General features: G+C 54.1%; 20 protein-coding genes. 10 read left to right on the forward strand and 10 right to left on the reverse strand.

The genetic code is table 11. The features are described 5' to 3' along the window. Window positions 1–13: 13 nt before the first annotated feature. From DFR47_RS04915 to DFR47_RS04930, 4 genes are all read left to right on the forward strand, one after another. On the forward strand, window positions 14–1,816 hold the full coding sequence (locus tag DFR47_RS04915) for a gamma-glutamyltransferase family protein (protein WP_113943309.1): 1,803 nt from the start codon (window positions 14–16) through the stop codon (window positions 1,814–1,816). Window positions 1,817–1,833: 17 nt separating this feature from the next. Beyond that, window positions 1,834–2,688 (forward strand): sulfite exporter TauE/SafE family protein, encoded by an 855-nt coding sequence (locus DFR47_RS04920; RefSeq protein ID WP_162930278.1) that lies wholly within the window; start codon window positions 1,834–1,836, stop codon window positions 2,686–2,688. Window positions 2,689–2,703: 15 nt separating this feature from the next. Continuing rightward, a complete protein-coding gene (locus DFR47_RS04925) occupies window positions 2,704–4,545 on the forward strand; it encodes an ABC transporter ATP-binding protein (protein ID WP_113943311.1) in 1,842 nt (613 codons plus the stop codon). A gap of 129 nt (window positions 4,546–4,674) precedes the next feature. Further along, window positions 4,675–5,481: an arginase family protein gene (locus DFR47_RS04930; RefSeq protein WP_113943312.1), complete on the forward strand. Its 807-nt coding sequence runs from the start codon at window positions 4,675–4,677 to the stop codon at window positions 5,479–5,481. 55 nt (window positions 5,482–5,536) lie between these two features. Here the strand turns inward: DFR47_RS04930 and DFR47_RS04935 are convergent, their stop codons facing one another. The 10 genes from DFR47_RS04935 to DFR47_RS04980 form a co-directional block, all read right to left on the reverse strand. Continuing rightward, on the reverse strand, window positions 5,537–6,814 hold the full coding sequence (locus DFR47_RS04935) for an acyl-CoA thioesterase/bile acid-CoA:amino acid N-acyltransferase family protein (protein WP_113943313.1): 1,278 nt from the start codon (window positions 6,812–6,814) through the stop codon (window positions 5,537–5,539). 11 nt (window positions 6,815–6,825) lie between these two features. Beyond that, complete coding sequence (locus DFR47_RS04940) at window positions 6,826–8,394, reverse strand: ABC transporter substrate-binding protein (protein ID WP_113943314.1); 1,569 nt, start codon at window positions 8,392–8,394, stop codon at window positions 6,826–6,828. Then, window positions 8,391–9,437: an ABC transporter ATP-binding protein gene (locus DFR47_RS04945; protein WP_113943315.1), complete on the reverse strand. Its 1,047-nt coding sequence runs from the start codon at window positions 9,435–9,437 to the stop codon at window positions 8,391–8,393. Before DFR47_RS04945 ends, DFR47_RS04940 begins: the two co-directional genes overlap by 4 nt. Then, complete coding sequence (locus DFR47_RS04950) at window positions 9,434–10,426, reverse strand: ABC transporter ATP-binding protein (RefSeq protein WP_113943316.1); 993 nt, start codon at window positions 10,424–10,426, stop codon at window positions 9,434–9,436. The genes DFR47_RS04945 and DFR47_RS04950 overlap by 4 nt, the downstream gene beginning before the upstream one ends. Then, entirely contained in the window at window positions 10,423–11,322 is a 900-nt protein-coding gene (locus DFR47_RS04955; protein WP_210207263.1) for an ABC transporter permease, read from the reverse strand. Before DFR47_RS04955 ends, DFR47_RS04950 begins: the two co-directional genes overlap by 4 nt. After that, window positions 11,319–12,299: an ABC transporter permease gene (locus DFR47_RS04960; RefSeq protein WP_113943317.1), complete on the reverse strand. Its 981-nt coding sequence runs from the start codon at window positions 12,297–12,299 to the stop codon at window positions 11,319–11,321. The genes DFR47_RS04955 and DFR47_RS04960 overlap by 4 nt, the downstream gene beginning before the upstream one ends. After that, window positions 12,296–13,753 (reverse strand): NAD(P)-binding domain-containing protein, encoded by a 1,458-nt coding sequence (locus tag DFR47_RS04965; RefSeq protein WP_113943318.1) that lies wholly within the window; start codon window positions 13,751–13,753, stop codon window positions 12,296–12,298. The genes DFR47_RS04960 and DFR47_RS04965 overlap by 4 nt, the downstream gene beginning before the upstream one ends. 2 nt (window positions 13,754–13,755) lie before the next feature. Beyond that, window positions 13,756–14,742, reverse strand: a complete 987-nt coding sequence (locus tag DFR47_RS04970; RefSeq protein ID WP_113943319.1) for a LysR family transcriptional regulator — start codon at window positions 14,740–14,742, stop codon at window positions 13,756–13,758. Between the two features lie 63 nt (window positions 14,743–14,805). Next, the gene (locus tag DFR47_RS04975; protein ID WP_113943320.1) at window positions 14,806–15,378 is read right to left on the reverse strand and encodes a peroxidase-related enzyme; all 573 of its coding nucleotides are present in this window, start codon (window positions 15,376–15,378) and stop codon (window positions 14,806–14,808) included. Next, entirely contained in the window at window positions 15,378–15,881 is a 504-nt protein-coding gene (locus tag DFR47_RS04980; protein ID WP_147245495.1) for a hypothetical protein, read from the reverse strand. Before DFR47_RS04980 ends, DFR47_RS04975 begins: the two co-directional genes overlap by 1 nt. A gap of 415 nt (window positions 15,882–16,296) precedes the next feature. Between DFR47_RS04980 and DFR47_RS04985 the strand changes: the two genes are divergently transcribed. The 6 genes from DFR47_RS04985 (at window position 16,297) to DFR47_RS05010 (ending at window position 22,689) form a co-directional block, all read left to right on the forward strand. Next, window positions 16,297–17,400, forward strand: coding sequence for a PLP-dependent cysteine synthase family protein (locus tag DFR47_RS04985; RefSeq protein ID WP_113943322.1), 1,104 nt, complete (start codon window positions 16,297–16,299; stop codon window positions 17,398–17,400). Window positions 17,401–17,870: 470 nt separating this feature from the next. Continuing rightward, window positions 17,871–18,920 (forward strand): LacI family DNA-binding transcriptional regulator, encoded by a 1,050-nt coding sequence (locus DFR47_RS04990; protein ID WP_113943916.1) that lies wholly within the window; start codon window positions 17,871–17,873, stop codon window positions 18,918–18,920. A 5-nt stretch (window positions 18,921–18,925) separates the two neighbouring features. Beyond that, window positions 18,926–19,942 (forward strand): ABC transporter substrate-binding protein, encoded by a 1,017-nt coding sequence (locus tag DFR47_RS04995; RefSeq protein WP_113943917.1) that lies wholly within the window; start codon window positions 18,926–18,928, stop codon window positions 19,940–19,942. A gap of 110 nt (window positions 19,943–20,052) precedes the next feature. After that, the gene (locus DFR47_RS05000; RefSeq protein ID WP_022709509.1) at window positions 20,053–20,880 is read left to right on the forward strand and encodes an ABC transporter permease; all 828 of its coding nucleotides are present in this window, start codon (window positions 20,053–20,055) and stop codon (window positions 20,878–20,880) included. Beyond that, complete coding sequence (locus DFR47_RS05005) at window positions 20,877–21,674, forward strand: ABC transporter permease (protein ID WP_113943323.1); 798 nt, start codon at window positions 20,877–20,879, stop codon at window positions 21,672–21,674. The genes DFR47_RS05000 and DFR47_RS05005 overlap by 4 nt, the downstream gene beginning before the upstream one ends. Then, on the forward strand, window positions 21,667–22,689 hold the full coding sequence (locus DFR47_RS05010) for an ABC transporter ATP-binding protein (protein ID WP_113943324.1): 1,023 nt from the start codon (window positions 21,667–21,669) through the stop codon (window positions 22,687–22,689). Before DFR47_RS05005 ends, DFR47_RS05010 begins: the two co-directional genes overlap by 8 nt. The last annotated feature ends 7 nt before the right edge of the window (window positions 22,690–22,696 follow it).

Genomic DNA, 22,696 nt, shown 5'->3' on the forward strand with positions numbered 1-22,696 from the left:
TGAGGAAATTCCGATGAGTATGTTTACAACCCGCCCTGAAATTCTCGGCACTTTCGGTGTCATTACTTCCACCCACTGGCTGGCCTCTTCTGCCGGTATGGCGCTGCTTGAGCGCGGCGGCAATGCCTTTGACGCGGCTGTCGCGGCAGGCTTTGTGCTGCAGATTGTCGAGCCGCATCTGGTCGGCCCTGCCGGTGAAGTGCCGATTATTTTTCACTCCGCCAAAACCGGCAAAACCGAAGTGGTTTGCGGTCAGGGCGTAACTCCGGATGCAGCAACAATCGAGCGCTATCGTCAGGAAGGGCTGGATATGGTTCCGGGTTCGGGCCTGCTCGCAACCGTGGTTCCGGGCGCGTTTGATGCATGGATGCTGATGCTGCGCGATCAGGGCAGCATGAGTTTGCGTGATGCACTCGAACCGGCAATCTATTATGCCCGCACCGGCCATCCGATGCTGCCGCGCGTTGCCAATACCATCCGCGATCAGGCTGAGTTCTTTAAAAAAGAATGGCCGACATCCTACGCCACATGGGCGCGCAACGGCAACCTGCCGCAGGCGCATGAATTGTTCGTCAATGAAGCGCTGGCTAATACTTATCAGCGTCTGGTAGATGAAGCTGAAGCCAAAGGCGGCAGCCGTGAAGACATTATCGACCATGCACGTGACGGCTTCTACCGTGGTTTTGTAGCACAAGCGATTGAGGATTTCTGCCGGAACACAGAAGCAATGGATACCAGCGGCAAACGCCATAAAGGTATTCTGACAGCTGATGACATGGCGCGCTGGAGTGCCACTTACGAAGAACCGCTCACCTATGATTATCACGGCTGGACAGTTTCCAAGACCGGCCCGTGGGGTCAGGGTCCTGCGTTCCTGCAAACCCTCGCCTTACTGAAAAATACTGATATTGCGGCGATGGGGCCGGATAGTGCGGAATTTGTCCACACCACTATTGAAGCCATGAAACTGGCCTATGCAGATCGTGAAATCTATTATGGCGATCCGAATTTTGTTGAGGTGCCGATGGAGCATCTGCTGTCGGAAGAGTATAATGCACAGCGTCGCGACATGATCGGCACCACAGCCTCCCATGAGCTGCGTCCGGGACTTGTTGCCGGTTATGAATCCCAGCATGCCCGTGGTGTCGCCCAGTTCCGTTATGCTGACACCAACGCAGATCTGGCACCGGGTGCCGGTGAGCCGACCATGGCGCACCTGCGTACAGAAAAGCGTGGCGATACCGTGCATGTCGATGTGATCGACCGTTGGGGCAATATGGTTTCTGCCACGCCTTCCGGCGGTTGGTTGCAGTCCTCTCCGGTTATTCCGGAACTCGGCTTCCAGCTCAATACCCGTGCACAGATGTTCTGGCTTGAACCTGATCTGCCAACCAGCCTCGCACCGCGCAAACGTCCGCGCACCACACTTACCCCGTCACTCGCCAGCTATCAGGGCAAGCCGCGTCTTGTGTTTGGTACGCCGGGCGGTGACCAGCAGGACCAGTGGCAGCTGTTACTCTTCCTGCGTCGTGTCCATCATGGCCTGAACCTGCAGGAAGGCATTGATCTACCGCTGTTCCACACCATGCATTTCCCGTCATCATTCTATCCGCGTGAAGCGATTCCGGGTCGCCTTGTGATTGAAAAAACCATCGGCGAAACTGTCATCAATGAGCTGAAAACACGCGGCCATGATGTCGAAATCGTTGATGCATGGACAGTCGGTCGTCTGACCGCAGCAGAGCGCGAAGATAACGGATTGCTACGTGCAGCCGCAACGCCGCGTCTGATGCAAGCCTATGCGATCGGTCGCTAACTCGGGGAAGCTTCACAGTGATAATGGGTATTGAAATACAGCAGCTGCTTTGGCTTGCTCTGGCGATGCTGGCAGCCGGTGGGATCACCGGCCTGCTCGCAGGCCTGTTTGGCGTCGGCGGCGGCACCGTCGCGGTTCCGGTGCTCTATGAGCTGTTCCGGATTATGGGCGTTCCTTATGATGTGCTGATGCCGCTGAGCATCGGCACCTCTCTCGCGATCATCATTCCGACCTCGATCCGCTCTTATAATGCACACCGCGCCCGCGGCATGGTTGATACCAGCCTGTTGAAACTCTGGGCGGTGCCGGTGGTTCTCGGTGTTGTGGCAGGTAGTGTTATTGCACGCTTTGCACCGGCAGAAGTGTTCAAGTTCATCTTCATTCTGGTGGCCGGTGTTTCCGCAATTCGCCTGTTGTTTGGTAAAGACAGCTGGAAAATTGCCGATCAGTTGCCGGGCAAAATGGTCATCCGTTTCATTGGTCTGGTTATTGGCGTCCTGTCATCGCTGATGGGTATCGGCGGCGGACAGCTTTCCAACCTGTTCATGACCTTCTACAACCGGCCGATCCATCAGGCTGTTGCCACCTCATCGGGCTTGGGCATCCTGATCTCTGTACCGGGTGCGCTGGGCTATATTTATGCAGGCTGGCCGCGTGCCGCCGAGTTTCCGGAAATCGCTGCCCTCCAGCCACCGCTGGCGCTCGGCTATGTTTCGCTGCTCGGTTTTCTGCTGGTTATTCCGACCAGTATTTTCGCCGCCCCGATCGGTGTGAAACTGGCGCACAGCCTGTCCAAGCGCAAGCTTGAAGTCTCTTTCGGTATCTTCCTGCTACTGATTTGTCTGCGTTTTCTGGTCAGTGTCTTTTATTGATAGAAAGGTTTAAACATGCAAGAAACTCTTCTGTCCGTAAAAGATCTCAAGGTTTCCTTCCGCACCGGCAATCAGTGGTCGCCGGTTGTTCATGGCATTTCTTTTGACATCAAAGCTGGTGAAACCGTAGCTATTGTCGGGGAATCCGGTTCCGGCAAGAGTGTTACTGCGCTCTCGCTGATGCGTTTGCTGCCGCCGCTCAACAGCAAAATTGAAGGCAATGCAGTCTTCAACGGCGCATCGCTTACGCAGATTGACGACAGCGCCATGCGTCATATCCGTGGCAATGAAATCGCTATGATTTTTCAGGAGCCGATGACCTCGCTCAATCCGAGCCTGACCATTGGTTTCCAGCTTGCGGAAGTGCTGATGACCCATCGCGGCATGTCCCGCGAGAAAGCCGAGGCCGAAGCGGTTCATCTGATGGAGCGTGTGCGGATTCCGTCTGCCGCAACACGTGTCAAAGATTATCCGCACCGGCTGTCCGGCGGGATGCGTCAGCGCGTGATGATTGCCATGGCGCTGGCCTGCAAACCAAAACTGCTGATCGCCGATGAACCGACCACGGCACTGGATGTGACCATTCAGGCGCAGATTCTTGATCTCATCAAAGAACTGCAAAAAGAAGAAGGCATGGCTGTACTCTTCATCACCCATGATATGGGTGTGGTGGCAGAAATCGCCGACCGTACCATCGTGATGCTGCACGGTAATATTGTTGAAACCGGTGACACAGCCGACATCTTTGCGGCACCGGAACATCCATATACCCGCGCTTTGTTGTCTGCGGTGCCGAAACTCGGCTCCATGAAAGAGGAAAGCGCTCCGCTGAAATTCCCTGAGATTGACCGCACAACCGGTTTTCCGGTCGAAGCTACAGAAGAAGATCATTCTTCTGCCAAACAGGAAACCAGTGCAGCAAAACCAAGAACCGTTCTCGAAGTTCGCAATCTGCGTAAATATTTCGATCTGCCAAAGAGCCTGTTCAGGCAGCCGGCAGGACGGGTTCATGCCGTTGAGAATGTCTCGTTCTCGATTAAAGCAGGTGAAACCCTGTCGCTCGTCGGAGAATCCGGTTGTGGTAAATCCACCACCGGCCGCTCGATCATTCGGCTGAATGAACCGACATCCGGTGAGATTCTGCTCAATGGCGAGAATATTCTTGGCATCAGCCAGACGCAGTTTCGCGACAAACGCCGTCAGATGCAGCTGATCTTTCAGGATCCTTTTGCCAGCCTCAACCCGCGTATGAAAATCGGTGACGCTGTTGCCGAGCCGATGATCGTGCATGGTTTGGCCAGTGCTTCACAGGCACGGGAAAGAGCCAGAGAATTGCTGAATCAGGTCGGGCTTAATCCGGCGATGTATGACCGCTATCCGCATGAATTCTCCGGCGGGCAGCGTCAGCGTATCTGTATTGCACGCACACTGGCACTTGATCCGCAGATCATTATTGCTGACGAGGCAGTGTCTGCGCTCGACGTTTCCATCAAGGCACAGGTTGTCAACCTGATGCTGGAACTGCAGGACAAGCTGGATCTGGCCTTCCTCTTCATCTCCCATGATATGGCTGTTGTGGAGCGGATCAGCCATCGCGTGGCAGTGATGTATCTGGGTGAAATTGTCGAAATCGGCGCACGGGAAAGCATTTTCAGCAACCCGCAGCACCCTTATACCAAGCGCCTGCTGTCAGCAGTGCCCGTGCCTGATCCTGCAACACGTGGCTCCAAGCCGAAGCTCAAAGTCAGTGAGTTGAAAAGCCCTGTCCGCGCAATGGATTATCAGCCACCTGTCCGTCAAATGCTGGAAGTGGGCGCTGATCACTTTGTCCAGCAATGGGGAGACGAGTGGCGTTAATCCGCCTATAAACAAGCAACCGGCGCTCAAGCCGGTTGCTCTTAAAACACTCTGCAATAATAAATATTTATCCCGCTTCAAAAAACAGCTATCGGTCAAATCAAACAAGCATTGAAGGCGGGAGTTGTTATGGCCTATAATATTATTCTTTCACAGGGTCGCATTGCCGATCGCACAGAAGGTGCAATTCCGGGCGCGGCATTGACAGCAAAACTGGTAGAGAAACTCATCTCTGCCCCTGTGACAACAATCGGCACACCTTCCCCTGTTGTTACTGATGACTGGTCTGTCAGCCTGCCACAGGCGCGTGACACATTAAACGGCATCAGCGACGCTCTGGACGCCACGCTCAAAAACAGTCAGATACCGGTGCTCGTTGCCAATACCTGTTCTGCCAGTCTGGCAAGTCTGCCGGTTGTTGCGCGTGAACGTCCGGACAATGTTCTGCTCTGGATTGATGCGCACGGTGATTTCAATACGCCAGAGACCACCGGCTCCGGCTATCTCGGCGGCATGGTCGTTGCTGCCGCCAGCGGCTTATGGGACAGCGGTCATGGTGCCGGTTTGCGCCCTGAACAAGTTATCATCATCGGCGGCCGCGATATTGATGAAGAAGAAGCTGCAATGCTAGCAAAAGCCGGTGTCCGGATTATTGCCCCTGCGCAAACCACCCCTGAAACAGTTTTGCAGGCCATCGGCAATGCACCAATCTGGGTTCATGTGGATTGGGATGTGATGGAACCTGATTTCATTCCGGCAGCATATAAAGTGGCAGATGGTCTGATGCCGCAGCAGCTGCGTGATGTGTTCGCCGCGCTGCCGAAGGACAAGATTGCCGGTATCGAACTGGCCGAATTTGAAGCAGGCGATGATGCCGCTGCAAACAATGCAACACTTGCGGTTCTCGAAGAGATTATCACACCGCTGTTTAAGTAAAAAATAAAGGCGCAGTGTTATCCGACACTGCGCCTTTTCTTTTTTAATCGGCGTTTTAAGCCGTTGCTTGGCTCAAAAACTGCAACACAGCCTGCCATGATGCGGCATTGGCCTCAGCATTCACATCAGCTTCGCCGCCCATTGTCGTGAGATTGCCATTGACCGGATGTGCATGAACAATCTGTGTGGCCGGTACATATGGAAACAGGATGGAATGTCCCGCTTGCGGATGATTATACCATTCCACCGGAAAAGCATGATTGGCGGCCAGCAGGCTCGACTGCACCAGCAGTGAATAATAATCCGACGGCCATGCACCATCATCACCGCCGGAGATCAGCATTACCGGCCCGGCAATTTTTTCCACCGGAATACGCGCTTTGCGCATGGCTTCAGGATCAGCGAGTGCGGTGCGCATCGCAGCGCTGTTGCGGCGTGGCTGCGGCCCGTCATCATAAGGTTTCCAGCTCGCAAAGCGGTTATTGTCCCAGATATGGGTGAGCGGCTTGCCCTGATACAGCCAACAAGGCCCGTCACGACCCAAGGCAGGATCGGCAGCCGCCTGCCCGCCATGCACAAATGCACTCGGCACATAGCCGATCACCGCAGAGACTTTCTGCGGATAGGTAGCGCCCAATAACAGCACCAGCTCGCCGCCGCGTGACTGACCGCTGACCGCCACGAAATCATCTTTCGGCTTCACCGCATCGCGCAGCCAGTCCAGCCCTTTTTCAAAATATTCCAGCGGTGTGTTGGAAATATATTTTCGCAGACCTTCCGCACCGAAATAACCTAGTGCCAGCGCATGATAACCACGGGACGCATAGAGCGCCGCGCGCGGTTCATTCACACCACCGCCAGAACCATTCATGATCATCACTGCTGGTCGTGCTTCACTGCCTGCCGCGCGATAAAGCGTCCCGACAAGACCGTTCACCCGCACTTCCTCACGGGTCACGCCTTCTGCCATCAGAGTTTGCACCAGCAATGCATCACTGCTGTCATCATCAGAGCTTGCTGTAATTGTTGTTTCAAGCACCTGTGACAAATCCTGATGGAACAGCGGCAACATGCCCTGCCCGCCATGATTTTGCGACCAGATCAGCCCCATAGCTGAAATGCCCTGATAGGTACCAGACACAGGTGCATCACGGGTCAGATCAACCGCACCTTGTGCATCGGCCTCAAAAACCGCCTCACTCGTCCAGTCATGACCGGCACGGTTTGTCACGGTTTTAACCGTGACTTTGGCCTGTGGCTTAGCGCCGGATATCGTAATCCGGCGCTCCACATCAATCAGTGCTACGGCTGGTTCAACAGAGATTTGCAACATCGGCCAGTTCCTCAGTCAGCTTTGATTTTGCTGACCTGCATCGCAACGGTACGGTCACTGTTCCATGGCACAACTTTCAGATCATCGCGCGATGCCCAGATGTTTTTATAGTGGAACAGCGGCATAATACCGACATCACCCATTACGGTTTTCACCGCACCACGGATAATCTCTTCACGCTTGGCATTGTCGAATTCTGACGTTGCCTCAGCCAGAGCCTTGTCAAGATCGGCACTGCTGTAGTGACCCCAGTTGGATGCACCAACGCCTTTTTCCTTATTCGGCGTTGCCAGAATAGAGGTCATGGCATAGGTGCCTTCGCCGGTACCATTACCCCAGCCGATCATGGTCATGGCATATTCGTTTTTATTGGCGCTGCCGGAATAGACCGAAAAGGGTACGACTTCCACCTGAGTTTCCACGCCGATACGTGTCCAGAACTGAGCCAGAGCCTGCGCGGTTTCAGGGCCTTGCAGATAACGGTCGCTTGGCGCATGGATCGTCATTTTGAAACCATCCGGATAGCCTGCTTCTGTCAGCAGTTCCTTGGCTTTTTTGGCATCGAACGGAATATCTTTCGTATCCGTGTCATAACCGAATGTGCCTTCAGGCATCCACTGGTTCGCCACTGTTGCGCCGCCCTGCATAATGCGGCTCACCAGTGCTTCACGGTTGATCGCCAGTGTCAGCGCTTCACGCACTTTCTGGTTCAGCAACGGATTTTCCTTCAGCGGATTTCCGGCTTTGTCAGTCAGATATTTGGACGGCTGCGCGCTAAAGCTTGGCTGCATAATCAGCGCACGCAGCCCCGGATAGGCATAAACTTTAACGCCTTCCGACTTTTCCAGCTTGGAAATATCGGCAACCGATACTTTGTCGATCACATCCACATCTTTGGCCAGCAAGGCAGCAGTACGCGCTGCCGGATTGGCAATATATCGATAGGTAACCGTATCCCATTCAGGCTTATCGCCGGTATAGGTTTCGTTGCGCTTCATCAGCACGCGGTCACCCGGTGTATAGCCGACATAGCTATAGGCACCATTAGTAACCATGGCTTTGCCGCTGTTGTAATCTTCCGTGGTTGATTTCTCACCGACATGCTTGCTGACAATATAAAGGCTGGAAAGGCTGACCGGCAGCAGCGGATCAGGCACAGTGGTTTTGACCAGCAGATGATGGTCATCTTTGATCTCTACCTTATCAACCGTGCGGATAAAACCTTTGACGCTGGCAACACTGCCTGGCACATCACGGGCACGGTCATAGGAGAAAGCCACATCCGCAGCAGTTACCGGCTGACCATCTGACCAAACGGCATTGTCAAAAAGGGTAAATTCCCATGTCAGCGGGTCAATATTGCGCCATGTCTTGGCAACACCCGGCTGCATATTAATGGCGTCTTTGCCGGTCAGGCCGCTCCAGAAATGCTGGGCGACGGAATGGTCACCGGCATGGTTGTTCAGTTGCGGATCAATGGAAGACAACGGATCCGCAAAACCGATACGCAGTTCTTCTGCCATGGCACTGGCAGAAAACAGGCTGGTGGTCATAACAAGGGCAGCAAGTAAATTTTTCATGCGGTTAACTCCAATGGGGCGGCTTTATCAATGAATGAAGGGTTATCGTTGAGATGGCAGGCGCTTAAATGCTGCTCACCAACCTGCTTCAATGCAGGGCGTTCAAGGCGGCATTTGTCGAAAGCAAGCGGACAGCGCGGATGAAAATGACAGCCCTTCGGCGGATTAATCGGGCTTGGAATTTCCCCTTTAATCGCTGAATAGGCTTTGCCGCGCTGCGAGAGATCCGGCACTTCGGATAGCAGCATTTTCGTATAAGGATGGTTCGGGCGGGCAAAGAATTCCTTCGCCGGTGCATCCTCCACCACTCTGCCCAGATACATGATCAAGACGCGGTCGCAGACATGGCGCACCGCCCGCAGATCATGGCTGATAAACAAATAGGTCAGATCAAGCTCTTCACGCAGATCCATAAACAGGTTGAGGATTTGCGCCTGAATAGAAACGTCCAGTGCCGCAATGGATTCATCACAGACCAGAAAACGCGGATTAAGCGCCAGAGCACGGGCAATACTGATGCGCTGCCGCTGACCGCCCGAAAACTGGTGCGGAAAACGGGTGCGGATTGCCGGATCAAGCCCGACACGGCGCAGCTGCGCACTGACATACTCATCCAAGCCTGCGCGGTTTGTCAGGCCATGGATCAGCGGAGCCTCGCCCACAGCCTTATCAATACGCTTGCGCGGATTGAGACTGGCTTGCGGATCCTGAAAGATCATCTGCACATCAAGATGTGTTTTATTCTCGCGCGACGGTGCTTTATCATAGACCTTAACATCGCCGCTGCTTGGTGCCATCAAACCGGCTGCAATACGACCGAGCGTGGACTTGCCGGAGCCGGATTCTCCGACCAGACCGACAAATTCACCGGCGCGGATGGTCAGGTTCACACCATCCAGCGCATGCACAACAGGGCGCGGGCGTGACAGCCCCATACGCTCAGTTAAGGCAGAACCACCGCCACCAAAGCGCTTTTCAATATTCTGCATTTGCAGAACAATTGGTTGCTGCTCTGCGGAAATATCATGATTTTTACTGGTCATGGCCGCAGCTCCTGCATATTGCTATTCAGCGTAACCGGATGGAAGCAGCGATAGCGATGATCCTCTGTTCCGGTAAATTCCGGCTGCACCTGACAGGCATCTGTTGCCGAGCCGCAACGAGCGGCAAAAGCACAGCCTTTCGGCGGATGGAACATATTCGGTGCCAGCCCCGGAATTTGCTGCAAGCGAGTGCCCGGTTCCGCATTGCCGGGCAGGCTGCCGATCAATCCTGCGGTATATGGATGGCGTGGCTGATCAAGCACAGCACCGACATGACCGGTTTCGACAATACGTCCGGCATACATCACCGATAATGTGTCGGCGATACCGGCCACCACTGACAGGTCATGGGTAATCCAGATCAGCGCCATATTGGTGGCTTTGACCAGCCCCTGCACTTCCGCCAGAATTTGCGACTGGATCGACACATCCAAAGCCGTGGTCGGCTCATCAGCGATAATCAGATCCGGCTTATTGAGCATGGCGATTGCCAATGCCACGCGCTGACGCATACCGCCCGACAATTGATGCGGATAGGCATCCAGACGGCTTTCAGGACTTGGCACACCGGTTGCACCCAGCACATCACGGGCACGCTGACGGGCATCGGCATAGGAGATTTTCTCATGCGCCTGCAGTGCTTCAATCATCTGCTCGGAGATACGCAGCACCGGATTGAGCGTCATCATCGGGTCCTGAAACACCATTGCAATACGGTTGCCCTGCAAATGGCGCAGCTGTTTCTTGGACAGTTTGGTAATATCCTGTCCTTTGAACAGCACCTCACCGGACACAATCCGACCCGGCTGATCGATCAGCCCCAAAATCGAAAAACCTGTCACCGACTTACCGGAGCCGGATTCACCAACCAACCCCATAGTCTGCCCCGCACGCAATGTGAAAGACACATCCTCAACCGCATGAAGCACACCGGAATCGGTATAAAACCTCGTGCAGAGATTACGGACATCCAGCAGCAATTCACTCATGATAAAGCCCTCGGATTAAACACATCACGCAGGCGGTCGGCCACGAGGTTGATAGCCACGATCGAAATCAGCAAAGCCAGACCCGGAAAGAAACTGATCCAGTAATCACCCGACAGCATATACTGGAAACCATTGGACACTAGCAGGCCAAGCGAAGGCTCTGTCACCGGCACGCCAAGGCCGAGAAAGCTCAGCGTGGCTTCCAGCGTGATCGCACGGGCGATCTGCAATGTACCGATGACGATCAGCGGTGGCATGCAATTCGGCAGAATATGGCCAAGCAGAATTCTGAGCGGCGACAGGCCAAGCCCGCGGGCAGATTCCACATAGTCACGACGGCTTTCCACCAGCGCCTGACCTCGGGCAGTACGGGCATAATAGGCCCATTCCAGCAGCACCAGAGTGATCACCACATTGCCGACACCGCGGCCGAAGAAAGCCAGCATCAAGAGTGCCACAAGAATAGACGGCAGCGACATCACCAGATCGACCAGACGCATCAGCAGTGCATCGGTTTTGCCGCCTGCATAGGCCGCAACCAGCCCGAGCACGATGCCGATTACACCGGCAATGGTGGCTGAACCAATGCCGACAACCAAACTGGTACGCAGGCCGTAGAGAATAGCCGAGAACAGATCACGCCCCTGCCCGTCAGTCCCGAGCAGATAGGTGTAACCGTCCGTCATATTGGTTTCACCCGGTGCAAGACGTGCATCCATCACGTCAATCGCCATCATGTCATAAGGGTTTTGCGGTGCGATCAGCGGTGCGAAAATAGCGGCAGCGGCAATCAGCACACACAAAGCCAACCCGAAAACAGCAAGCGGCGAGCGCAGGAACATGCGGATATTTTCCGCGACTGGTGAGCGCGGTGGTTTGGTGAGAGACATGGTCATGCAGCCGCCTCCGTTCTGACGCGCGGATCAAGCACACGATACAGAATATCCACGATAAGATTGATCGTCACAAACAGCGTCACAACCACCATCAGATAGGCAACAACCACAGGGCGGTCGAGCGCATTGATACTGTCGAGGATAAGCTTACCGGCACCCGGCCATGAGAAAATACTCTCGGTTACCACTGCGAAAGCGACAGTCGAACCGAATTCGATACCAAGCACAGTGACCAGCGGGATCATGACATTGCGCAGGATATGACGGCGCACAACACGCAAAGGCGACAGGCCTTTGGCACGGGCAAAGCGCACATAATCCAGCGATTTCACTTCACGCACACCGGCATTGGTAAGGCGCACAACCAGCGAGACTTTAAACATCGCCAGATTGATTGCAGGCAGCAACATATGACGCAGACCATCAAGGGTCAGGAATGACCATTCCACACCGAAGAGACGTACGGTTGTGCCGCGCCCGCTGGCAGGCAACAGCCCGAGTGACACGCTGAAAGTCATAATCAGCAGCAGGCCAACCCAAAATGTCGGCAGGGAAAAGCCCAGAATACTGCCGGTGGTGATCAGCTTGGCAAACGGATTTTCCGGTTTAAGCCCAGCAAAAAGGCCGAGCGGAATGCCGATAAATACCGCAAAAATCATCGCCAATACGGCCAGTTCCAGCGTTGCCGGCAGGCGTTGCAGGATCAGCGTCACCGCAGGCGTATTATAGACAAAGCTATTGCCCAGATCGCCCTGTAAAGCACTTTTCAAAAACAACCAATATTGCTGCCAGACCGGCAGATCGAGGCCGAGGCGTTCAATCAGCTCTGCGCGGTCGACCTGCGTTGCATCGGGTGCCAGCAGAATATCTGCCGGATTGCCAATCATATGCAGGCCGAGAAACACGATGACCGACATAATCAGCAGAACGACCGCCGCCTGAGCTAATCGTTTGATGAGCCAGACAGTGAAATTCATACCAGCGCCTCAAGATCAGTCTGGTCATAATTATTCGCTTCAACCCATTCATCACCGAAAACTTCCGGCTCTGAATAGCTCTTGGCATTGGCAAAATGCTGGTCGATATCTTCATGATACAGCGTAGCAGCAATGCCCGTTGACAGACGGGCTGCGCCTTCACTGATCGACGGAATATCACCGGATACACCGCCATGAGACATCATGGCCGGATAGCAGAAACAATGAATACGGGACAGACCCTCTGCCTCCACGCCCGCTTTTGGCAGGAATTCAAAAGATGGTCCGAGATCCGGTGCCTCAGTCAATGAGCGATCCTCATTGCCGGTCAGCGGTGCCAGACGTTCTTCCCATGTGCGGGCTTTGCTGGCGATTTCCGACAGGAAGGCTTTCTGGCGCCAGTCAATCTGAAAACCGGTGGAAGCGATCAGGAAGTCGAATTGTCTGCGCCCCTGTGGCGTGGTGATCTCGATCTTGTCACCCTTCACAACGATGCTCTCAAGGGAAGCGCCCAGCTGAAAGAATGCATTGTTATGGCGGCTGACGCGCAGCACACTGGCACGCGGCGGCGGCACCTGTTCCGCACCGATATAGCTGTAAATTGCCAGTTTGGTGCGGCCGTCGAGATTTTGCATACCATAGACCGAGCCCGGATTACCCATGCCCTTACCGCGGTTAATCCGCGGAATATCCTTGCGGCGGATCAGCAGATCAACACGCGCCGCCCCCGCTTCCAGAGCCGTTGCCGCACTATCCATCGCCGATGCACCGGCACCGATGACGGCAACCCATTTACCCTTCAGCACGCTATAATCATTTTCATCTGACGAATGTGCCCAGAACTGCTTTGGCAGAGTGCGGATAATCTCCGGCACATAAGGCCCGCCGAGACCATCGCGTCCGGTTGCCAGTACCACGTGACGGGCACGGACAGTCTGGCTGCCTTGCGGGGTTTCCAGCTCCAGCACGGTGTGATCAGCTTCCGGCTTGATCAGTGTAATGCGATGATCATTGCGCAACTCAATATTGAGAACATCGCGATACCAACGCAGATAATCCATCCATTGCAGGCGCGGAATTTTATCGAGCGCATCCCAATCGGCCTCACCGAATTGTGCGGTGAACCATGCACGGAATGTCAGCGACGGAATGCCAATCGCCGGCCCTGTCAGGCTCTTTGGCGAGCGCAGGGTTTCCATGCGCGCTGTTGTTGCCCAAGGGCCTTCAAAACCATGAGGGCGCGCATCAAAAATGACCGTGCGGATACCAAGATGTTTCAACGATGCCGCAGCCGACAGGCCTGCCATGCCGCCACCGATAATGGCCACATCCAGCAGTGTTTCGCCACCGATCTGTTTCAGCGGCACCCATTCTTTGGCCGGTAATGTCAGATAATCCAGATCACGGGCAACGAGGCTGTTGAGTTCTTCAAGCGATGAGGGAAATTTTGTCATGGTCAGTCCTCCAGCAATGCAAGCTGGGTAATCAGCGATTGATGTTCATCAGGCGTGTGAAGTTTGAAACCCGGCACCAATAGATGGGCGGCCTGTTCCAGAGCGGTGATCAGTTCTGCTGCTGTCTCGCTTAGCTGCGTGGCATTGTGACTGATCACACCGAAACTATAAGGAATATCCAGCGCCAGCGGCAAAGTAACGATGCCGTCCAGCGGCGTACCGGCAGAGGTAACCGGCTCAACCACACCGACGGTTCCCGCAGGACCACCCGCACCGGCACGGATCAGCGCCAGTGCATTCATGGTTGAGTTGGTGCGGATAAGCCCGCCGGTCTCAATATGATTGTTTTTCAAGGTCTGGCGGATGCGGGCAGGCAGGCCGCGACGATTGGACATTTCCACCAAGGTGCGGCTTTTGATTGCCGAGAGCGGAATTGGCCCCTGCTCTTTCGCCAGCGGATCATCAGCCCGCACAGCCAGAACGCAGGGCGCACTGCCGAACCAGTGGGTTGTCTGATCGCGATGCTGCAATGGCAGACTGGTCGCGCCGATATCCGCATCGTTCGAGAGAACTGAACTGCGTACCCGTTCCGGCGTATCCGTCTGAATAGCAATACGCCTTGCACCCTCCGCTCCAACGGAATGGCTGAGCGATGCCCATGCATGCGGCACAAGACCAAAAGCCAGCGCCGAGATACAGGCAATGCGCACTGGCCGCGTCCTGAGATTGGCCACTTCCTGCGCGCGCTCCCAAACCTCAGCGACACCGGCCAATGCCCGCTCTACATCATCACGCAGCAACATGCCCTGCTGGGTCAGCGCCAGACGCTGCCCGACACGGACAAAAAGCTTCTGGCCGAGATCGCGTTCCAGATCCTGAATAATCCGGCTGACGGAAGGCTGGGACAATTGCAGCCGTTTGGCAGCGGCAGTGACGCTGCCTAAAGTTGCAACTTCCAGATAGGCTTCCAGCGCCTTTAAATTGCGCATAGTTTCTCCCTGCCAGCCTGTTCAGGCAGCATTAGTGGTCAGGCTCTACGGTGGTGAATTCAGTTATTTGACAGGATCGCCCAGCACATGCATCAGGCGGTTTGCCCAGCCGAACATGGCAGTAGACAGCACCAGATCAACTGCCTCTTCCTTGTTCAGCCCCTGCTCCTGCAACCGGCGAGCATCTTCTGCATTTGTCTGCGGCGGAAACTGCGACAGCTTCAGTGCAAAATCAAAAATCGCCTGATTTTTAGGATCCAATTTCGCCTTCTCGCCATCAAGGAACAGCTTGTCGGTTACGCTCTCATCACGGCTGAGCTGCGCATGACGCTGCGCATGCACGGCTGCACAATAGATGCAGCGATTGACCACCGATGCGCCCAATGCACCAAGCTCACGCTCTGCACGCCCCAGACCACCCTTGCCATACATCACTGTATTGAACAGCGGGGAGCGTACATTCAGGCTTTCCGGATCATGCGCCAGTACCAGCACATAATCGGATACTTTGGTGTTGGATGGTGTCACTTTCAGTGCATCCAGCTGTTCCGGTGTAGCTTCCGCCAGCACGACCGGCTTCACACGCGGACGCCATTCAGGAACAGTTTTTGTGAATTTGTGAATGATCTCGCTCATCAGTTCTGCCCCCCGTCAGCTTCAGCCAAAGATGCGAGGCCGGACGCCACGCGGATTTGATAGGCAAGAAAAGCATTCAGTTCGCACAGGCGCACAATATCAGCATCGGCAACGCCGGCCTGCTGCAAAACCGCGATATCATCTGCACTGACATCTTTGGTGTTGTTGGCAACCTTATCCATGAAAGCCACGACTTTTTGCTGCACAGCATCGGCAGGTACAAAGTTGTTCTGCGCAAGATCAGCATAGTCTGAACCGGCAGCAGCCTGACCATAAAGCGCGCCGAGGTAAGGATTATCATTTACTGCCGCGATACGGGCAGCAAAAGCTGCACGCAATGCATGCGGCCACGCGCCGGCATCCGCAGGCTTCAGCACCGCATCCTGCGCCTGACGTGTCATGACAAACACGTCCTGACGGGCAGCGAGCGCCTCAAAAGGCGGCACATCTTCAACATTACCGGCGAGCCAAAGACTCACGGCTTCCAAAGCAGATTGTTTCATTACGTTCCCCAGACATTGCTTCAGCACAAGCATTTCAATCAGGTAACAGACAGATCACACTGTCCGGCGAGATATAGTTACTTTACGGATGAAGTATTGCCGTTTATTCATTTTTCAAATAACCTGTCACCGTCAGTTAAGGCTGTCAACCACCAAAATGGAAAACAGCTCATTTCATAAATTCCTCGAGGCACATATGCGGCTGGGGGAAACTGCACTGCTTTGCGGGTTTTCACTTTGCGCAAGATAAACAGTGCTTTAGTTTTACAGAGTTTACCCCAGCGTGGAGCAGGACGAAGGGTAAAACAATCCAAATCCGGTGTCAGGAATAAAAAATTTTTTTAAAAGCACACAAGAATGTGCAAAAATATACGGCAGTCAATTCAGTTGGTCTGTTTCAGACAGAGGGGAATATATGAGTCAGATTATTCAGTGCGGCCATACCGAAGAATGTCATATGGATTGGCGCCACCGCGCTATTGCAACCATTGAAGCGGATTTCAACCGCTCTGCTGATACGCATCTTATCCGCGTTGATCTGCCGAAATTCAACGGCATTACACTCTATCTTAAAGATGAATCCAGCCACCCGACCGGCAGCCTGAAACACCGTCTTGCCCGCTCGCTGTTTCTCTTCGCCATTTGTAACGGCAAGGTCGGCCCGCGCACGACAATCGTAGAGGCCTCCAGCGGTTCAACCGCGGTTTCCGAAGCCTATTTCGCTCGTATGCTCAACTTACCGTTTGTAGCAGTGATGCCACGCACCACATCGCCGGAGAAGATTGCAGCGATTGAATTTTACGGCGGACGTCCGCATCTCGTTGATGATCCGAAGAGCGTTTATGATGCCGCCCGTCAGGTGGCAGAAGATACCGGCGGCTATTATATGGACCAGTTCACCTATGCGGAACGCGCAACGGACTGGCGTGGCAACAACAATATTGCCGACTCCATTTTCAGCCAGATGCAGCGCGAAGAACATCCGAACCCGCGCTGGATTGTGACCGGTGCAGGCACCGGCGGCACCTCCGCAACACTCGGGCGCTATATCCGCTACCGTGCGCTGGACACCCGTCTTTGTGTAGCCGATCCGTCCGGTTCTATCTTCCATCAGCACTTCATGGATCGTTCTGTTACGGAAATTCCTTGCTGCACTTCGATGATCGAAGGCATTGGCCGCCCGCGCGTTGAGCCGTCTTTCATACCGGAAGTCGTGGATTGCATGGTCGCCGTGCCTGATGCAGCCAGCCTCGCTGCACAGCGCGTCATCGGTGAAATTCTTGGCCGCACCTGCGGCGGCTCTACCGGCACCAATATCTGGGCCTGTGCACATCTGATTTCCGATATGATCCGCCGAGGAGAAACCGGTTCAGTTGTGACCCTGCTCTGCGACCACGGCGATCGTTATCGTTCCACTTATCTCAATGACAGCTGGATTAAAGACAACGGTTTTGACATTGAACCGTACCTGCAAAAACTGCGCGCCTTCTTCCATCAGGGACAGCTGATGCCGGAGTAATTCAGCCAGAGCATTCTCACTGCCGTCAAGTTGAACTAACTTGACGGCAGTGAGAATGCGACCACTAAGGCCTAACATGAGCGCAAACCGCTCGAAACAGCCGCAGACTCACAGCACCACATTTCTGTGCGTTTGCTTTTTTTCCGGAGCGGGCGGCGTTTAATCACCCCCGAACACCTGCTCCGGACTTTTTAATCATCCGGTTTCATTGTTTTTTCCGCACGACGTTTTCCCCGTCAAAAGCACGCCATTCTTCGGTTCCACCACTTATCTGCCAGCAAAATTACCAGTCAAAACAAATTGCTGGCCACATCGCTCATATAGACCTCCCGCACTATTCCGCAAAAATCAGCGACAAGTCCTGATTGCATAAACTGTGTCTGAATCATGACAAGGTGATTATCCTGATTGACTCTCCGGCCGAGAATCCGTATCGGGAGTTGATTAATCGTTTAATCAAGATGGTTTCGATGTCCGACACCTTGCAACCTAAACAGACACCTAATCTGAGCGATGTCGCTAAAGCCCTAGGTGTGTCGGTTGCAACCGTGTCTAATGCCCTGTCCGGAAAAGGACGGGTTTCTGCCAGTCTCATTTCCCGCGTTAAAGAACAAGCCGCCCGCATGGGCTATGTCCCGAGCCATACAGGGCGGGCTTTGCGTACAGGGCGTAACAGCGTACTGGGTCTGGTTTTGCCGGATATTGCCAATCCCCTGTTTCCGCAAATCGCACAGGCGATTGAAGCAGCGGCAGCGGCAGCCGGATATGGTATTCTGATTGCGGATTCCCGCGGAAATGTCAGTCTTCAGACTGAGGCGATTAATCGTCTGATTGAATATGGTGTCGATGGTCTGGTGATCGTACCGCGCCTTGGCACCCGCATTGCGGATCTGGATATTCCTGTCGCGGTGATCGATAGCCCTTCAACGCCCGGCAATACGGTTGCGGCGGATCACTGGCAGGGCGGCGAACTGGTTGGCCAGCATCTGGTGTCCGGCGGACATCGTAAAGTGCTGCTGATCGGCAAAAATCCGGCCTCTATCGTACAGAATGACCGCTTGGGCGGTATTCGCGCAGGATTAGGCAAACAAACAGAAATTGATGTTCTGTGGATCGAACATCACGAGGCTGAATTCGGCAAAGGCGCCCATCTCGGCCTGAATGAGAAAATTGCATCCGGCACCACGGCCATTGCCGCCGTGTCTGATGTGCATGCCCTGCGTGCGATGACCGAGCTTTATCACAGCGGTTACCGTGTGCCGGATGATGTCAGTGTTATTGGTTTTGATGACCTGTTCTGGGCGTCAGGTATTACGCCTGCTCTTTCCACCGTGCGCATGGATTTGCCGCGTATCGGTGAAATTGCCATTGCCTCACTGGTGCAAGCTATTGAAGGCAAAAGTGAAAGCCGCAAAGGACCTGTGCCGACATTCGGCACATCCCGTGTACCAATGACGCTGATTGCCCGCCAAACATGCCGTTCTATTCTATCCTCATCCACTTCCGCAAAAGGACTTTAAAAGTGCTGAAGAAACTCATCGCCGCATCCACACTGGCGCTTCTGACCACAGCGTCTTATGCCGCTGACAAGACCCTGACCATTTCGGTTTACGCTTTTGCGCAGGATGATTTCAAAGAAATCCTCTACAAGCCTTTTGAAGAAAAATGCGGCTGTAAACTGGTTGTTGAAACCGGCAACAGCGTAGAGCGTCTTGCTAAAATGGAAGCCAATAAAGCCAATCCGGTTGTGGATATGGCTGTTGTATCCATGGCAGATGCGCTGCAGGCATCGCGTGCCGGTCTGATCGAAAAAATCGACACATCCAAGCTTTCCAACTTCGACAAGCTCTACGACATTGCCAAAGACCCGAACAAAGACGGCATGAGCGTTGGCTACACATTCTACGCAACCTCGATCGTCTACCGCACCGACAAGATGAAAATCGAATCCTGGGCAGACCTTCTGAAGCCTGAATATGCACCGCATATTGCTTTCCCGAATGTGACCACCAATCAGGGCCCGACAGCGCTTTACATGCTGGAAAAATCCCTCGGCCATAATGAAGCGGATCTGAAAAACGCGATTGCTGCGGTTGGTGAAAAGTCCGATGACATCGTGACTTTCTACGTCAAATCCTCGCAGCTCGTGCAGCTGATGCAGCAGGAAGAAATCTGGGCAGCACCAATCGGCCGTTTCTCCTGGGCGCCTTTCACCAAGCTTGACCTGCCGCTCGGCTGGGCAACACCGAAAGAAGGCCAGACCGGCGGCATGAATGTGATGGTCGTTGCCAAGGATTCCAAGAACCGTGATCTGGCTCTGGAATTCATGGACTTCTGGCTCTCTACAGAAATTCAGACCAAAATTGCTGAAAAGCTGGTCGACAGCCCTGCCAATAAGGAAGTTAAGGTTTCTGACGAAGTTGCCAATAACATTACCTATGGCGAAGAAACCGCTAAAAGCCTTCAGCTCATTCCGTCCGATGTCGTTCTCGACAACCGTGACACATGGCTAAAAGAATGGAACGCCAAAATCGGTCAGTAATCCGGCCACAATAACAACAGCTGCCCGTAACATCTTCAGTTCGCGGGCAGCTTTCTTTTTTGATCTATGCCCCCATCTCCGGTCAGGCCACCTGTCTTATAGGAAAGCTTATGTTCAACAACCGCACCGAAGCCATGTGGCTGGCCTTGCCGGCAGCGCTTTTCGCGGCACTTGTCTTCCTCGTCCCTGTTATTCTTCTGCTGTCTGAAGGTTTCAGATCGACAGAAGGATGGACAATTGCCCCATGGATTGATTTTTTCTCCGAGCCGATGAACCGCACCGTGTTCTGGCGTACCCTGCGGCTGGGACTGGAAGTAACCGTTGTCGCCGCGATTATCGGCTATGCCACCGCATGGGCGATTGTCGGTCTGCCTGCCAATTCCAAAGGCCGGATGATCGGTCTGATCATGCTGCCGATGATGATCTCACCTGTTGCCCGTACCTATGCGTGGATCGTTATTCTCGGCCGCACCGGTATTATCAATCAGGCCTTGCAGGCTGTGGGTTTAAGCGATGCGCCACTGCGTATTCTGTTCACTGAAACCGCGATCTTCATCGGTCTGCTGCAGCTGTTTCTGCCACTGATGGTGATCTCGCTGATCAGTGCGCTGGAAAACCTGCCGAAAGATGTGGTGCCTGCAGCCCGCGTGCTCGGTGCCAGCTGGTTTACCGTTTTCTGGAAAATCATTCTGCCGCTGACCAAAGAAGGTCTGGTTGTGGGTGGTACTCTGGTTTTCACCGGTTCGCTCACCGCCTATATCACACCGGCCATTCTCGGTGGCTCCAAGGTTTTGATGCTGGAAACACTGCTCTATCAGCATGTAACCGTATCCAATAATTTTGCTGCGGCCAGCGTTATCGCACTCATTCTCGTCGTGATGAGTTTCGCCGCTAATATTCTTCTGAAGCGTATTGCGACAGTGAAGGGCAAAAAATGAACTCGAATTTGCTTTCACGGCTGATTAATCCGGCCAATCTGGTTCTCTGGCTTGTCATTGTCTTTCTGATCGGCCCGTTCCTCATCATCGTTGCCGCTTCTTTCTCGGCCGGTGATACACTGGCGTTCCCGCCACAGGGCTTCTCGCTGAAATGGGTCTATAAGGTCTTTACTATCGAGAGCTTCCAGCAGAGCTTCATCACCTCCATGGCTCTGGCGGTCGGCGGCACTCTGGTGGCTTTGGCACTCGGTGTACCGGCAGCCTATGCGATGGCACGCTATGACATGCCGTTTTCTGAAACTGTGCGCACGATCGTATCCTCACCGATCATTGTGCCGGGTATTATCGTCGGTCTGGCACTGCTGCGTTATTTCGTGGTGCCGGTTGGTATGTCCATCACGCTGGCGCTGTTTTTGGCGCATACGGCACTGGTACTGCCTTACGCAGTGCGCGTGGTGTCTGCCAGCCTCAACAATCTGCGCTCTGATATGGAAGAAGCGGCTGTGCTGCTCGGCTGCTCACGTGCCGGTGCGTTCTTCCGCGTGGTGATGCCGAATATCAAAGGCGGTATTCTTTCCGCTTTCATTCTCGGTTTTGTCACCAGTTTCAATCAGGTACCGGTGTCGCTGTTCCTCTCAGGTCCCGGTGTGCGCACCCTGCCAATCGATATGCTGGGCTATATGGAAATTGTTTTTGACCCTTCCATCGCCGCCCTCTCCTCTCTGCTTGCTTTTCTGTCCATGGGCATTGTCCTTCTCGCAGAACGTTTCCTAGGATTCTCCCGCTATGTCTGATCAAGCCTTTCTTACTCTCGACCAGCTGACACTGCGTTACGGCAACACCACAGCCGTGGATAAGCTCAATCTCACAATCAACAAAGGTGAGTTGCTGGCGCTGCTCGGCCCTTCGGGCTGCGGTAAAACCACAACCATGCGTGCGATTGCAGGCCTGATGGACGTGGCAGGCGGTACTATCCGTCTTGACGACAAAGACATTACCCGCGTTGCCGCCAATAAGCGCGAAATCGGGCTGGTGTTTCAGTCCTATGCGCTGTTCCCGCATCTGACCGTGTTCGACAATGTTGCCTTTGGTCTCAAGCTCAAAGGCATCAAGGGTGATGAACTTCGTCAAAAAGTTGAAAGCGGCCTGAAATCTGTTGGTCTGGCCAAATTCGCTGACCGTAAGCCGCCGGAATTATCCGGTGGTCAACAGCAGCGTGTTGCCCTTGCCCGCTCGATGGTGATGGAACCGAAGGTGCTGCTGCTGGATGAGCCGCTGTCCAATCTGGATGCGCGTCTGCGCCTCGACATGCGTACTGAATTGCAACGCGTACAGCAGGAAACCGGCGTCACCATGGTCTTCGTGACCCATGATCAGGCAGAAGCGCTGGCGCTGGCCGACCGTATCGTGGTGATGCGTGCCGGTGCGATTGAACAGATCGGCACACCGGAAGAAATCTATAATCATCCGGCATCGCGCTTTGTGGCGGATTTTGTCGGCTTCGAGAATGTCTATGCGATCCGCGACGGCAAGCTCTATTCCGAAACTGCTGAAGTCCCACTCAATGCAGTGCTGCCGAAAGCTGCCGGTCTGGCGTTCCGCCCGAAGATCGTCACGCTTGGTACCGGCCCGCTCAAAGGTATTGTGCGCGGCGCCGCATTTGCCGGCAACACTCGTGAATATGTGCTGGAAACACCATTCGGCTCTGTCAAAGCGGATGTTGATGCCACATTGCCTGCCTATGCACTGGGCGATGAGGTTGCCTTTGATCTGCCAATTGATCAGGCGGCAATTCTGGAACGGGAGTAAATTGCAG

This window comes from Pseudochrobactrum asaccharolyticum (genome assembly GCF_003314995.1).
Lineage (GTDB): Bacteria > Pseudomonadota > Alphaproteobacteria > Rhizobiales > Rhizobiaceae > Pseudochrobactrum > Pseudochrobactrum asaccharolyticum.

What these genes read in the sequence shown, in the direction of transcription:
- DFR47_RS04915 (WP_113943309.1), top strand. Translation starts at nt 14, where the DNA reads ATGAGTATGTTTACAACCCGCCCTGAAATTCTCGGCACTTTCGGTGTC.
- DFR47_RS04925 (WP_113943311.1), top strand. Translation starts at nt 2,704, where the DNA reads ATGCAAGAAACTCTTCTGTCCGTAAAAGATCTCAAGGTTTCCTTCCGC.
- DFR47_RS04930 (WP_113943312.1), top strand. Translation starts at nt 4,675, where the DNA reads ATGGCCTATAATATTATTCTTTCACAGGGTCGCATTGCCGATCGCACA.
- DFR47_RS04935 (WP_113943313.1), bottom strand. Translation starts at nt 6,814, where the DNA reads ATGTTGCAAATCTCTGTTGAACCAGCCGTAGCACTGATTGATGTGGAG.
- DFR47_RS04940 (WP_113943314.1), bottom strand. Translation starts at nt 8,394, where the DNA reads ATGAAAAATTTACTTGCTGCCCTTGTTATGACCACCAGCCTGTTTTCT.
- DFR47_RS04945 (WP_113943315.1), bottom strand. Translation starts at nt 9,437, where the DNA reads ATGACCAGTAAAAATCATGATATTTCCGCAGAGCAGCAACCAATTGTT.
- DFR47_RS04950 (WP_113943316.1), bottom strand. Translation starts at nt 10,426, where the DNA reads ATGAGTGAATTGCTGCTGGATGTCCGTAATCTCTGCACGAGGTTTTAT.
- DFR47_RS04955 (WP_210207263.1), bottom strand. Translation starts at nt 11,322, where the DNA reads ATGACCATGTCTCTCACCAAACCACCGCGCTCACCAGTCGCGGAAAAT.
- DFR47_RS04960 (WP_113943317.1), bottom strand. Translation starts at nt 12,299, where the DNA reads ATGAATTTCACTGTCTGGCTCATCAAACGATTAGCTCAGGCGGCGGTC.
- DFR47_RS04965 (WP_113943318.1), bottom strand. Translation starts at nt 13,753, where the DNA reads ATGACAAAATTTCCCTCATCGCTTGAAGAACTCAACAGCCTCGTTGCC.
- DFR47_RS04970 (WP_113943319.1), bottom strand. Translation starts at nt 14,742, where the DNA reads ATGCGCAATTTAAAGGCGCTGGAAGCCTATCTGGAAGTTGCAACTTTA.
- DFR47_RS04975 (WP_113943320.1), bottom strand. Translation starts at nt 15,378, where the DNA reads ATGAGCGAGATCATTCACAAATTCACAAAAACTGTTCCTGAATGGCGT.
- DFR47_RS04980 (WP_147245495.1), bottom strand. Translation starts at nt 15,881, where the DNA reads ATGAAACAATCTGCTTTGGAAGCCGTGAGTCTTTGGCTCGCCGGTAAT.
- DFR47_RS04985 (WP_113943322.1), top strand. Translation starts at nt 16,297, where the DNA reads ATGAGTCAGATTATTCAGTGCGGCCATACCGAAGAATGTCATATGGAT.
- DFR47_RS04990 (WP_113943916.1), top strand. Translation starts at nt 17,871, where the DNA reads ATGTCCGACACCTTGCAACCTAAACAGACACCTAATCTGAGCGATGTC.
- DFR47_RS05000 (WP_022709509.1), top strand. Translation starts at nt 20,053, where the DNA reads ATGTTCAACAACCGCACCGAAGCCATGTGGCTGGCCTTGCCGGCAGCG.
- DFR47_RS05005 (WP_113943323.1), top strand. Translation starts at nt 20,877, where the DNA reads ATGAACTCGAATTTGCTTTCACGGCTGATTAATCCGGCCAATCTGGTT.
- DFR47_RS05010 (WP_113943324.1), top strand. Translation starts at nt 21,667, where the DNA reads ATGTCTGATCAAGCCTTTCTTACTCTCGACCAGCTGACACTGCGTTAC.